We start from the raw sequence: 12880 nt of genomic DNA, 5'->3' as shown, positions 1-12880 counted from the left end.
CGCTTCGGCGCCGTTTTCGGACTCGTTCGCACACGCCGGTGCAGAACACCGTCGATATCGGGAGTGTCATCGCCTCAGTCACCGGATAGGGGACGAAAATTGCCAGTCACCGAACCGCGGAGACCAATTTTCAGTTCCTGAGCGCCGACGTGAGCACGACCGCGGCCAGCAACAGGAACACGAGCGCGGGCACCGGCTGACCGCCGGAGGCGACCAGATAGATGCCGTAGCCGAGCGCGCCAGCGCCGACGCCGACCACCGTGCTGGCCGCGGCGTGGGTCACCTCCAGTTGCGTCGTGTCGGCCTCGCGACCCAACTGCTCGCCGACGTTGATGGCCTGCTCGGCGAAGTCCCACGCCAGCACTGTGGCGATGACGCCCGGCAGGAGGAAGTACGGCGCACCCGAGAACAGGCCGCCGACCAGCGCACCGACGAGCAGGACAGTCGCGCCGAGCGTGATGGCCCGCCGGGAGCCGCGAACCACGCCGAGAGCGACCACGGCGAACCCGGCGACGCCGAGCGCGAGTCCGGTGCTGGTCGTGAGTGCGCTGGTGCCCGCCGCGAGGGCGGCCGCGCTGACCGCGAGCGCCGACGAGAGGCGCGCGGGCGAGCGGTCGATTTCGCGGGTCACGCGACACCTCCTATCACTCGGGCCGTCCGAGCCAACGCGACGCCCAACTTCTCGTCGGTGTCCCAGTCAACGACGCGGACTCCGGCCTGCCGGAGCTTCGAGACCCGGTGCTTGCGCTGGGTCCGGGCGAACCGCTGGCCCGGGGTGTCGGTCGCGGTGGGGTCCGGGCTGACGACGGTCACGAGGTGCCCCTCGGCGTCGAGCCTTCGGGCGACCTCCGGACCGAAGTCGTCGCACAGCGGCGTGACGAACACGACCTGCGTCGAGGCGGGCAGGCGCTTGCGGAGCTGTTTGAGCCGCGTCGTCGGGTAGAACGTCTCCCCGGAGGGCGTCGGGGCGAACGCGGGGTGGGTCGCCAGTAGCTCCCGAGCGCGGGCCTGATGGTCGTGGCCGGCGCCGGGCGCGAGCCAGCAGGACTCCGGCCCGAGCGAGGCCAGTCCCACCCGGTCGCCCGCGTCGAGGAGCTTCGTGACGACTTTGCCCGCGGCGTCCACGCCGTACTGGACCGCGTTGCGCGACTCGTCGTCGCGGGCCAGATACGCCTTCTCGCGGGTGTCGACGAGGACGACCACGCTCGCGGCCCGCTCCTCGCGGAAGTCGATGGTTGTGACCTCGCCCGTGCGCGCGAGGCGGTTCCAGTCCACCCGCGAGAGCGGGTCGCCCGGCCGGTACTCGCGGGTCGCGTGGAACTCGACGCCCGACCCGCCTACGTCGGTCGTGACCCGGCCGGTGTACTGGGTGGTCTGGGCGCGCAGCGGCACGTCCACGGTGCTCCCGAGTTTCGGCACGCACCGGAGCGTCGTCTTGCTCTCGACCTCCTGCTCGACCTCTATCGCGCCGCTGAAGTCCCGGACGATGACCGTCGCGGGGTCGAACTCGTGGTCGCCGCGCTCGGCCTCCACCGAGTAGGTCAGCGTCGCCGACTTGCCGGGCCGGAGCGCGGTCCCGAGGCGGGCCGACCCCGAGACGACCGGCAGGGCGTCGGGCACGCCGTCCACGACCCGGAGGTCCGAGAGCATCGCGTCCCCGACGTTCTCGACGGTGAGTCGAACCCGCACCTCGTCGCCGGGCAGGGGTTCGTCGTCGCTGACGGTTCGGGTCACGTCGAGGTCGGGGTCGGGCGTGCCCGCGGTCCGAGCGTAGGCCGCGAACGCGACCCCGACGACGCCCGACAGCAGGACCAGCGGCCGACTGAACAGGACGCCCAGCGCGCCCGCGAGCAGGGCGACGCCGCTGATGCCGCGCCACCGGTTCGTGCGACGAATCGACTTCACGCTCCGGCCTCCGTTCGGTCGGACTCGTCGGCCCGTTCGCCGACGGCCTGCTCGGCGTCGTCGGTCGGGTCGGCGCTCGCGCGCTCGTCCGACGCGCCGCGGGCCGCGTCCCCGCCGGCCCGTCCGTTGGTCCCTGCGGCGTCGGTCGCTCCGGCGTCGGTTCCGCCGCCCGGTCTTCCGTCGGCTCTCGGCTCTCCGTCGTCCGGTTCGCTGCCGTTCGCGGCCGCTCCGGCGTCGTCGCCCGCGCCCCCGGACACGTCTCCGGGTTCGACGCCCGCCGTCCGGGCGACCGCGTCGGCGGTCCGTCGAATCCGGTACTGGAACGGCGACTCGGTGCTCGCCGCGATTTTCACGCGGTCGAACAGGGGCGGCGACGGGGCGTCGGCCCCGCCGAGGAACGCCGCGGCGTGGGGGTCGTCGGTCCACGCTCCCGTCTCGACGCGTTCGCGGGCCTGCTCGCGCGAGCAGTTCTCCCGGTCCGCGACGGCGGTCACCGCCGCGTTTTCGAGGGCGTCGCGGAGGTCGGCCCGCTCGCGGATGAGGACCCGGCGCGGTCCCGACCGCAACTCGGCGACCGTCCGGTCGAACTCGTCGCCGGGGGTCGGCATCGCTTCGACGGTCTCGACGTCGGCGGTCTCGGCGGCGCGCAACTCGGTCGCCATCCGGGCGCGACCGACGCGCAGCGCCTGCACCAGCGCGAGGAGACCGACGATAGTGACCGCGGCGTAGCCGGTACCGATGGCGGCCGCGAAACCGGGCACGAACATCATCAGCAGGCCGACCGCGACCGCGACGACGCCGACGACCGTCAGAATCGGATGGCCGCCGTCGTCGCTCATTCGGCGTCACCTCCGGACGCGTCCGACCGGTCGTCGTCGACTCCGTCGTCGGCCCGACCCCCGCGGTCGGCGGTGTCGTCGCGGAACATCTCCGCTCGTCCCGCGTACTCGCGTTCGATGCGCCGGAGGGCGTCGAGCGCCTGCTCTTCGCGTTGCTCGGTCGGCGACTCGCCGCCGTAGCGCACCTCCTCGAACAGCGTGGTGAGTCGGTCCACGTCCTCGCGGGCCATGCCCGCCTCCACCGCGGCGGCCGCGAACTCCGACGGCGTGCTGGAGCGGGGGTTGGCCACGTCGAGGTGGTCGGTCATCTCGCGCCACGCGCGGAACACCTCGTTGTCCACGTCGGTCGCGGTCTCGATGCGGTCGGCGGCCTCGCCCGCGGCCCGGCCGACCGCGCGCACGTCGGTCCCGTCGTCGGGTTGTGCGAACGACTCGTCGTCCTCCGGTTCGTCGCCGCTGGAGGAGACGAACAGGAGCGCGACGGCCGCGAGGAGCGCGACGCCGAGTCCGGCCATCAGGAGGACCGACGGGTCGGTGATGTTCGTCCCGGTCGAACCGCCGGGCGCGCCGCTCCCGCCCTCGGGGACGATGGAGACGTTACCCTTCTCGAAGAGCGAACTGCTCGCGTCCGCCGCGGGTTCGCTACAGACGGTCAGCATGGCGTGGGCGAACAATAGCGGGATACCCACCGGCCCGGCGTACGCGACGACGCCGAGACCGCCGAGTCGCCGGTAGGCGACGTACGCGCCGCCAGAGAATCCAGCGAGGATGAGTGCGATGGCCCACCACTCGTCGAGGAAGGGGTAACACGGGAGGTCGATGGGCGAGGCCACCGTGCCGCCGGAGGACTGGTTTCCTAACTCGAAACTGGGCTGACTGCCGTTCTGGGACCCCGCGTCGGAACTCGGCGGGCCGACGCCGAACCCGCCGGACCCGTCGGTGACGACGGCGGAGTTCAGCGTCGCGGCGGCGACCCCGATAGCGACGACCGCCAGCAGCGCGAGTACGACAGGGCGTACGGTATCACGGTCCACGGAGGTAGGTAGGCGTATTGATAACTTAGTGGTTCTGCCTTCTTTCCGGCAGTCGGGCGTTAGTTCGCACAGTTCGAGGACGGAACTGGGACATTTGAACGGCGATTCAGGCCGAACGAGACACTCTCGTCGGCGTGGATACCGCGAACCCCGTCGAGACAGACGAGAGGAGATTTAGATGACTTTAGCTATGTTTAAGAAAGGTGTAGTGGTGTCTGCTCACCCGATGTCCGCGCGCTCGAACCGCCAGTAGCCGAGCAGCACCGGAACGACCAGCCAGACGACCAGAATCACCAGTCCGAACCAGTTCTGGACGTAGAACGGCACCGACGACCCGGCCAGCGCCTCCGCGGGGACGATGGGTCCGGCGCCCGAGAACACGAGGTCGGCGGCCTGCGAGTAAGCGTTGTTGGGATTGAGCACCTGAACCAGATAGTACCACGCCGGAATCGCGCTCGTCGCGGTGGGCAGACCGCCCTCGACGAGGTAGTAGACGCCCAACGGGACGAGGTTCCAGAGCACTTGGAAGAGGAAGAACGCCCCGACGGCCAGCGCCATCGCGCGGGACCGAGTCGCCGCGAACGACGACGCACCGATGGCGATACCCACGTACGTGAGACCGAACAGGACGGTCACGAGCGTCAACAGCAGGAAGTCCACGACCGCGAGTTCGCCGAACAGCACGAACAGGGTGATTGCCGCCCCCGCGAACGCCACGAAGATGCCGGCCGTGACGACCAGCGTCCGGCCGACCAACTTGCCGAACACCACGTCGGCGCGGGTGTGGGGCAGACCGAGCAGAATCTTGATGCTCCCGGACTCACGCTCGCCAGCGATGGCGAGGTACGCCACCACCAGCGCCGTGAGCGGGATGACGAGGCTCGACGGTGAGGTCAGGAACTGCGTGGCGTCGGGAAGTCCCGGCGCGTCGCCGATAACCGCCTTCCGGACGTAGACCGCGCCGACGGTGAACAGCAGGAACACGGCGGTGATGGCCCAGAGCATGCGCGAGCGCACCGCGTCCTCGAAGTCCTTGCGCGCGACGACCGACCAACTCACGCCGTCACCCCCTCGGTGGTGTAGGCCGCGAACAGGTCCTCCAGCGAGGCCTGCTGGGTCGAGATGTCGGTGACCGTCGCGCCCTGCTCCTCGACGCGATTGATGATTCGGGACTTCGCGCTCGGGTCGCTGACCGTCACCCGAATGAGCGTCCCGCTGGCGGTCACGTCGCCGACCGCCTCGATGCCGTCGAGAGAGAGGTCGTCGGGCACGCGGTCCACCGCGAGTTCGAGCGTCGACCCCGACCCCACCGACTCGCGGAGTCCCTCGATGGTGTCCTCGGCGACGAGGCGACCGCCGCTCATGATGCCGACGCGGTCACAGACGGCCTCGACCTGCCCGAGGATGTGGCTGGAGAAGAAGACGGTCGTGCCACGACTGGCCTCCTCGCGGACCAACTCGCGCATCTGGCGCGCGCCGTTCGGGTCGAGACCGGACGACGGTTCGTCCAGAATCAGCAGGTCGGGGTCGCCGACCAGCGCCATTCCGAGCGCGAGGCGCTGGGCCATCCCGGTCGAGTAGCCGCCGGCCTTGCGGTCGGCCGCCTCCGGTTCGAGTCCCACCCGGTCGAGAATCTCGCCGGGGTCGTCGCCGGTCTCCTTCGAGTTCACCGCGAACTCGACGTGCTTGCGCCCGGTGAGGCGGTCGTAGAGGTCGAACCCCTCGGGCAGGATGCCGATGCGCTCGTGAATCTTCTGGGTCTCGTCCTGCGCGTCGTGGCCCAGCACCTCCGCGGACCCCTCGGTCGGCCGGATGTAGTCGAGCAGGACGTTGATGGTCGTGGACTTGCCCGCGCCGTTCGGGCCGAGGTAGCCGAACACCTCGCCCTCCTCGACGGTGAGGTCCAAGTCCTCGACCGCAGTCACGCCCTCACCGAACCGTTTGGTGAGGTTCCGGGTTCGTATCGCTGGCATAGTTCCATGCTCGACAGCCACCCGTTTAGTGTTTCCGTAGGAACAGGTTCGGGCGAGACGCAGCGTGCCCGGTCTCTCCTTCCTTTCCTCTCTCCTCGCTCTCTCTTCTCCTTCGATAGACGGCCGAGTCTTCTCTCACTCGTCGTTAGCTACGAGACCGAGGGCTCTGATGAGTTGGCCCTCTAAACGAAACTCCTCGGCGCTGTCGCAGTCCCGGAGCGTCTCCTTCGCGGTGTCCACCAACTGAATCGGCGGCGCTCCGCCAGCATCGGTCGTCGTGGGTTCGACCTCGGCGATGTATCGGCGTATGTCGCTGACCGCACGCCGATACTCGGATATCGTACTCGCTTCCCGGACCTGTTGCTGTAGGCTACGAGCGTCCATGACATCTCGACTTCGGATTCAGTCACGTAATCATCTTTCGTTCTTTCGATTCTGGCGGGAAGTAGCCACTGCACGACGACGGGACGTAGCTGAAAGCGACACCGAACGAGTCTGAAAATTTAAATACTGGTGGGGGTAGAACAAGGGGTATGACCGAGACCGCGCGGGCGAACGCCGGGGAGGCAGGCGGCGAGGCGAGCGAAGTCTCGCCGCAGATTCCGCCGCCGAAACCGCCCGACGACCCCGAAGCGTGGTACGCGCCGGAGGTACGCGACCAGTACGAACTCCACCCCGGCGTGGTCGCTACGATCGCCGAAACTGACGCAGGATTCGATTATCGCGTCCGAGAGCCGTCGCTCTCGCCCGCGGGCCTCGACGCGCTCGACGCCGTGGCTGACCACTTCGCCGACGCGAACCTCGCCCGGCCGCTGACCCGCGAGGGCGCCCGAGAGCGGATGGCCGCCGGGTTCGACCCGAAGTACCGGCGCATCGTGGACCGCCTGACCGACCTGCCGCCCGAGGCCCGGCGGCGCGTCGAGTACCGCGCGCTCAGGGACCTGCGGTGTCTCGGGGAACTCACCCCGCTGGCGCTGGACGAGGGCATCGAGGTGGCCGACACCGCGGGCGAGCGACTGGTCGTCCACACCGACGACTACGCGCCCGCCGACACCGACCGCCCGGCCGACGCCCGGTTTCTGGAGCGGTTCGCCAGCGAGCGAGTCGAGACTCACACCGTCGGGTTCCGGGAGTTTCAGGTCCCAGTCGTCGTCTACCGCGAACACCTGCTGGCCAACGACTCGTTCACGACGAAGTACGCCGTGCTGGAACCCGACCTCCTGCCGGGCGACGAGGAGTTGATTCGAGAGTGCAAGGACCGAATTTGGGAGACCAACGTCGACGGCGTGGTCGAGGACCGCGCGGGGTTCGTCCGCGAGCGCGCCCGAACCTTCCTCTCGCGGCGACTCACCGCGCGCAACACCAGAGCGTGGCTCGACGCCGCACGGTACCGGGTCCGGACCGCCTTGGCGGAGTACGACCTCGCGGTTCCGCCCGTCAACCACCGGTTTTCGACCGACAGGCTCTCCGATTTGGTCTACTACGTGATGCGGGACTTCGTGGGTCACGGCAAGTTGACCGTGCCGATTCGGGACGACCTGCTGGAAGACATCGAGGCGAACCGGGTCGGCGAGCGCATCAAAGTCGTGCCGCGGGGCCGCGAAATCGGCCACGGCGAGCGCGCCCCGACCAACCTCACCTTCGAGGACGAGGAGACGTTCGCGAACGTCGTCACGCAGATGGCCGCGTCCGACGGCACCGAACTCAACGCCTCGAACCCGAGCGCGAAGGTCAACCTCCAACCCGAGGGCGTCCCCGAGGAGGTCACGATACGGGCGGCGGTGGCGCTCGGAGTCATCAGCGAGGACGGCCCTCACATCTCCATCCGGAAGCAGGCGCCCGAGGCGATGACGCCCGTCGATTTGCTCGACTCCGACAGCCTCTCGACCGAAATCGTGACGCTGCTCTGGCAGGCCTACGAACACCAAGGCGTCGTCCTCTTTTCGGGGCCGACCGGCACGGGGAAGACGACGCTGATGAACTCTCACATGCCGTTCATCCCTTACCGCGACCGGCCCATCTCCATCGACGAGGGCTCTCGGGAGGTCCGCCTGCCCCACGAGACGGGCGTCTCGCTCACCACGCGGGACCACGAGAGCGACTACAAGCGCGTCTCGATGGCCGACCTGATGACCGAGTGCAATTACCTGAATCCGGACGTAGAGGTCATCGCGGAGATAAACACGCCCGCGAGTTTCCAGACGTTCGCGGAGAGTCTCAACACCGGCCACGGCATCATCGGCACCACGCACGCCGAGGACGTGGAGAAGTTGGTGAACCGCGTCATAGAGCAGGGACTCCCGCCCTACCTGCTCCGGGAACTCGACCTCGTGGTCTTCCCCCGACGCGTGGACGGCGAGCGCTACGTCGGCGAGGTGGTGGAACTGCTCACCGAGTCGGAGTTCGCGGACCTCGACACCCGCGGAGCGCGCTGCGGCGCGATAGAGAAAGAGGGGACCACGGTCTACTGGAATACGGTCGCGTGGCGCGACACCGACGGCGAGTTCCATCTGGCGGGCGACGCGATGTCGGGTGAGGACGGCGACGCGCGTCAGTTCCGATTCCTCGACAGACTGGCCGAGCGAACCGACCGGCCGGTCGAAGAAGTCGAGGCCGAGTTCCACCGCAAACATCGGTACGTCCAGTACATGGCCCGTGAGGGCATGGACGACTTCGAGGAGTTGTTCGCGTTCCTCGCGGACCTGCGCAACGACGAGGCCGCGACCGTCGAGCGGGTGAAACGGGAAGTGGCCTGAACCGTCCGGTTCGACCGACTGCCGGCCGACGAGACCCGGGCCGTCGCTCGCGCCATCGAGTTACGGCGACGCGAACATCCCACCAAATTAAACAATTACTTTCCTAGTAATTAATTTTATATCTCCAAAAAATAAAATAAACTGCGTCGGTCCGATTCGGCGTCTCTCCGAGTATCGTGCGGGAAGCGCCCGGCGACGACCGACGCGAGGTGACAACCATGACCGACGACAGTTCGCTCGAACGGACGGGAGACGAATCGACCGGCAAACGACTCCGCCGCAGAGGTTTCCTAAGCACCGCGGCGGCGACGCTCGGCGGCACGTTCGCCGCTTCGACTGCAAGCGCGGCGACAGACGGTGTGGACGCGGGTTCCCAACGAGTCCCCACCGCGGCGTTCGACGGCAACCAGTGGTCGCTGAGTTGGAGCGACGAGTTCGACTTAGGGTACATCGACGAGTCGGTCTGGAGTTTCGAGACCGGCAACGGCCACGCCCAGGGCATCCCCGGATGGGGCAACAACGAACTCCAGTACTACCAGCGCGAGAACGCGTGGGTCGAGAACAATCACCTCGTCATCGAGGCCCGCGAGGAGCAGGTTTCGGACCAGTACGGTTCCTACGACTACACCTCGGCCCGCATGAAGACCCAAGGCGGGTACGACAAGCAGTACGGCCGCGTCGACGTGCGCGCTCGCCTGCCGGAGGGTCAGGGACTCTGGCCCGCAATCTGGGCGCTCGGTTCCGACATCGACTCCGTCGGGTGGCCGGACTGCGGCGAGATAGACATCATGGAACTCACCGGCGACGACACCGACACCGTCCACGGCACCGTCCACGGTCCCGGCTACTCCGGCGGGAACAGCATCGGGGGAACCTACAACAACGGGTCGTTCGCCGACTCCTACCACACCTTCCAACTGACGTGGTACCCCGACGCGGTCAAGTTCTTCGTGGACGGCCAGCACTACTTCACCGTCACTCTCTACGAGGTGGAGGACGCCGGCAACGAGTGGGTCTTCGACGACGGACCGTTCTTCTTCCTCCTCAACGTCGCGGTCGGCGGCAACCTCCCCGGCAACCCCGACGCCAGTACGCAGTTCCCCCAGCGCATGGAGGTCGATTACGTCAGAGTCTACGACTGGGTGTAGCGGACCGCACGGGTCTCCTTGTGTACTGACTCCTTCGATAACGTCCGACCGGCGTCATCGGGGGACCGTCTCGCGTCTCGATGCTCCGTGTCTGTCCAACTGCCGAAGACGCACTCTGCCCGTAGAAAAATTCACTAAACCTAGAATAAATTTATTCTATTCCGTGTTCTAAATATTCCTGCAGTTCGTTACCATGAACGAAAGCCCAGAGGAAGCCGATAGCGACCGGCAGAGCGAGCGAGACGAATCGCACGAATCGAACGACGCGCTGTCGCTGTCGCGGCGTACCTACTTCGAGGCGCTCGGCGTCGCTGGCTTGGCGGGCCTCGCGTCGGTCCCGGAACCGACCTTGGCGTCGAGCGGCATCCACAGCGTCGGCAACGGGAGCTACACACACGAAAAGCCATCCGGCGAGGGCGAACCGCCGGCGACCCGATACACGACCGGGAACGTCGGCGCGCCGCTTCCGTCCAACGACTGGTGGTCGTCGGCGCTCGCGACCCAGTACTCGGAGAACCTCTTCTTCCACCCCGGGTTCGCGCTGGCCAACGACACCGGTCTGAAGGTCGGCCATCCGACGACGTGGAACTACCCCAACGAGGACGCGAAGATGAACGTCCAGCGCGACTTCACGCTGGGTCACACCGCGACCACGTTCTCGGATACGCGAGTCGATGGGCACAGCGACTGGTCGGTTACGCTGAAGTGGGGGAGCGGAACGGCGACGACCCTCACCGCGTCGCTGACGAAGGGGTCGCCCTACGTCTTCTGCGAGTTCGAGGGCGGCGGCGCCGAACTCGGATTCCGGACCGCGCCGACCGTCTGGGCGGACCGCGGGAACGTCCTCGGACTGACCCACGAGGGCAACCACTACGGACTGTTCGCGCCGTCGGGCGACGACTGGTCGGGCGTCGGTTCGGCCACGCTGACCAACGGTCTCTCCGGCGGATACCTGACGATTGCAATCCTCCCCGACGGTACGTCGTCCACGCTCGACACGTTCGAGCGGTACGCGTACAACTTCATCACCGACACCGGCGCGGGCGATGCGACTCGCGTCAGTCCGACCTACGACCGGGACGCCGGCGAGGTCCGCACCACCTACTCGTTCAACACGACCAACAAGCCCGAGAGTCAGGTCGGCGGCGACGCGACGATTACGGGGCTGTACCCCCACCAGCACAAGTACACCGACGAGTCCCTACTCGGGTACACCTACGAGTGTCCGCGGGGGACGATGGAGACGGTGAGCGGAGCGTCGTTCACGACGACCCATCCCTTCCGGGGCGTGCTTCCGTTCCTGCCCGACCGAGGGAGCTACGACGACTCGGAACTGGCGTCCTACGTCGGCGACGTGACGGCGGGGTACGACAACGGACAGGGGAGCGGCACCTACTGGACCGGCAAGGACTTCGGCCGAATGTCGGAGGCGGCACCCATCGCCGACCAGGTCGGGAACGCCGGGAAGCGCGACGCCCTGCACGACGCCATCCGGACGGAACTGGAGAACTGGCTGACCGCCGACGGCGGCGAGAGCCAGAACCTCTTCTACTACAACGACCAGTGGGGGACACTCATCGGCTACCCCGACTCGTACGGCGCGGCGGGCGACCTCAACGACCACCACTTCCACTACGGCTACTTCGTCCGGGCCGCCGCCGAACTCGCGCGCACCGACGAGTCGTGGGGCGACGACGGCAACTGGGGCGGGATGGTCGACCTGCTCGTCCGCGACTACGCGAACTGGGAGCGACCGAACAGGGCCAACGCACAGGAACCCGCCGACAGCCCCGCCGACTCGTTCCCCTTCCTGCGGAACTTCAGTCCGTACGGCGGCCACTCGTGGGCCGCCGGGACCGCGGAGTTCGCTGGAGGCAACAACCAAGAGTCGTCGTCTGAGGCCATCCACGCCTACGCGGCGATGCTCCAGTGGGCGGTCTTCACGGGGAACGACGAGATGCTGAACTGGGCGGCGTACCTCTATACTCACGAGGTGTGTTCGGCCATGGAGTACTGGTTCGACGTGGACGACCAGAACCATCCCGACGAGTGGGGCCACGACACCGCGGGCATCGTCTGGGGCATCAAGTACTCCTACTCGACGTGGTTCTCGGCGGACGCCGAGGCGATTCACGGCATCAACTACCTGCCGTTCGGCGGTCACTCGCTGTACCTCGGCTGGGACTCCCAACTGGCCGAACGCAACTACAGCGAAGCGGTAGCCAACGACGACAACGGCGGCGACTGGGACTACTGGCAGGACATCATGTGGAACTACCGGGCGTTCTCGGACGTGAGCGACGCCAAGAGCATGTTCCAGTCCGCGAAAGGAAGTTACACTCCGGAGGCCGGTGAGACGAAAGCCCACACCTACCACTGGATTTACAATATCGACGCGATGGGGAACCCCGACCCCTCGGTGACGGCGGACTACCCGCTCGCCTACGCCTTCGACGACGGCAGCGAGACGACCTACGTCGCCTACAACGGCGAGAACTCCTCGATTACGGTGACCTTCTCGGACGGAACCGCACTCAGCGTCCCGGCCAACTCGATGGAGTCGAGTACAGGCGGCGACGGTGGCGGGTCGTCCGACGAGACGCCGCCGACGGCGCCGTCGAACCTCCGGTCGCCGGGACACACCGACTCGTCGGTGGACCTCGCGTGGGACGCCGCGAGCGACAGCGGCGGGTCCGGAGTGGACCACTACGCCGTGTACGTGGACGAGACGCGGAGCCAACAGGTCCCGGCGGGCACCACCTCGACGACCGTCTCGGGCCTCGCCAGCGGGACGACGTACGAGTTCTCCGTGACGGCCGTGGACGGCGCGGGCAACGAATCGAGCGCGTCGAACGCGGTCGGCGTCACCACCGACGCGTCGGGCGGCGGCGACTTCAGCCAGCGCGTCACCCGAATCGACGGGTCCGACGGCGACACCGCCACCGACGAACTCTCGTTCGAGTTCGTCTCGAACGTCGGTTCGGACTGGGTGGACGTCCACTACACGGTCAACGGCGGCACGCAGTACAACTACCGGATGAACAACCCGAGCGGCGACACTCACACGCTCGAAACGAGTCCGGACTACGTCGTCGGCGACTTCTCCTCGGGCGACCGCATCGAGTACTACTTCACCTACCAGCACGACGGCACCGCGAGCGATACGGGGTGGTTCAGCCTCACCTACTAGGCCGCTCGCACCATCTCCGTCCGCAACGCGGCACC

At 67.5% G+C, this 12880-nt stretch carries 10 protein-coding genes; 3 read left to right on the top strand and 7 right to left on the bottom strand.

Going from position 1 to position 12880, the window contains the following annotated elements:
* Positions 1–130: 130 nt before the first annotated feature.
* The 7 genes from M0R89_RS10185 to M0R89_RS10155 all read right to left on the bottom strand — a co-directional run bounded on the left by M0R89_RS10185 (position 131) and on the right by M0R89_RS10155 (position 6135).
* Positions 131–631: a DUF7519 family protein gene (locus M0R89_RS10185; protein WP_248648976.1), complete on the bottom strand. Its 501-nt coding sequence runs from the start codon at positions 629–631 to the stop codon at positions 131–133.
* On the bottom strand, positions 628–1905 hold the full coding sequence (locus tag M0R89_RS10180; RefSeq protein WP_248648975.1) for a DUF58 domain-containing protein: 1278 nt from the start codon (positions 1903–1905) through the stop codon (positions 628–630). Before M0R89_RS10180 ends, M0R89_RS10185 begins: the two co-directional genes overlap by 4 nt.
* Positions 1902–2744, bottom strand: coding sequence for a DUF7269 family protein (locus M0R89_RS10175; protein WP_248648974.1), 843 nt, complete (start codon positions 2742–2744; stop codon positions 1902–1904). The genes M0R89_RS10180 and M0R89_RS10175 overlap by 4 nt, the downstream gene beginning before the upstream one ends.
* On the bottom strand, positions 2741–3778 hold the full coding sequence (locus tag M0R89_RS10170) for a DUF4129 domain-containing protein (protein ID WP_248648973.1): 1038 nt from the start codon (positions 3776–3778) through the stop codon (positions 2741–2743). The genes M0R89_RS10175 and M0R89_RS10170 overlap by 4 nt, the downstream gene beginning before the upstream one ends.
* Positions 3779–3997: 219 nt before the next feature.
* Positions 3998–4837 (bottom strand): ABC transporter permease subunit, encoded by an 840-nt coding sequence (locus M0R89_RS10165; protein WP_248648972.1) that lies wholly within the window; start codon positions 4835–4837, stop codon positions 3998–4000.
* Entirely contained in the window at positions 4834–5751 is a 918-nt protein-coding gene (locus tag M0R89_RS10160; RefSeq protein WP_248648971.1) for an ABC transporter ATP-binding protein, read from the bottom strand. The genes M0R89_RS10165 and M0R89_RS10160 overlap by 4 nt, the downstream gene beginning before the upstream one ends.
* A gap of 135 nt (positions 5752–5886) precedes the next feature.
* The gene (locus tag M0R89_RS10155) at positions 5887–6135 is read right to left on the bottom strand and encodes a hypothetical protein (protein ID WP_248648970.1); all 249 of its coding nucleotides are present in this window, start codon (positions 6133–6135) and stop codon (positions 5887–5889) included.
* 149 nt (positions 6136–6284) lie between these two features.
* On the opposite strand from M0R89_RS10155, the gene M0R89_RS10150 reads away from it, so the two are divergent.
* The 3 genes from M0R89_RS10150 to M0R89_RS10140 all read left to right on the top strand — a co-directional run bounded on the left by M0R89_RS10150 (position 6285) and on the right by M0R89_RS10140 (position 12845).
* A complete protein-coding gene (locus M0R89_RS10150) occupies positions 6285–8507 on the top strand; it encodes a type II/IV secretion system ATPase subunit (protein ID WP_248648969.1) in 2223 nt (740 codons plus the stop codon).
* A gap of 218 nt (positions 8508–8725) precedes the next feature.
* Positions 8726–9655 carry a glycoside hydrolase family 16 protein gene (locus M0R89_RS10145; protein ID WP_248648968.1) on the top strand — a complete coding sequence of 310 codons (930 nt, stop codon included), beginning with the start codon at positions 8726–8728 and terminating at the stop codon, positions 9653–9655.
* 193 nt (positions 9656–9848) lie between these two features.
* Positions 9849–12845 carry a glycosyl hydrolase gene (locus M0R89_RS10140; RefSeq protein WP_248648967.1) on the top strand — a complete coding sequence of 999 codons (2997 nt, stop codon included), beginning with the start codon at positions 9849–9851 and terminating at the stop codon, positions 12843–12845.
* Positions 12846–12880: the final 35 nt, after the last annotated feature.

Source organism: Halorussus limi (assembly GCF_023238205.1).
Lineage (GTDB): Archaea > Halobacteriota > Halobacteria > Halobacteriales > Haladaptataceae > Halorussus > Halorussus limi.
The sequence above is the reverse complement of the archived record's forward strand: the minus strand, read 5'-3'. Positions and strand labels throughout refer to the sequence as shown.

Excerpts from the sequence above, each read along its gene's own strand:
- M0R89_RS10175 (WP_248648974.1), bottom strand. The coding sequence starts at position 2,744 with ATGAGCGACGACGGCGGCCATCCGATTCTGACGGTCGTCGGCGTCGTC.
- M0R89_RS10160 (WP_248648971.1), bottom strand. The coding sequence starts at position 5,751 with ATGCCAGCGATACGAACCCGGAACCTCACCAAACGGTTCGGTGAGGGC.
- M0R89_RS10155 (WP_248648970.1), bottom strand. The coding sequence starts at position 6,135 with ATGGACGCTCGTAGCCTACAGCAACAGGTCCGGGAAGCGAGTACGATA.
- M0R89_RS10145 (WP_248648968.1), top strand. The coding sequence starts at position 8,726 with ATGACCGACGACAGTTCGCTCGAACGGACGGGAGACGAATCGACCGGC.
- M0R89_RS10140 (WP_248648967.1), top strand. The coding sequence starts at position 9,849 with ATGAACGAAAGCCCAGAGGAAGCCGATAGCGACCGGCAGAGCGAGCGA.
- M0R89_RS10150 (WP_248648969.1), top strand. The coding sequence starts at position 6,285 with ATGACCGAGACCGCGCGGGCGAACGCCGGGGAGGCAGGCGGCGAGGCG.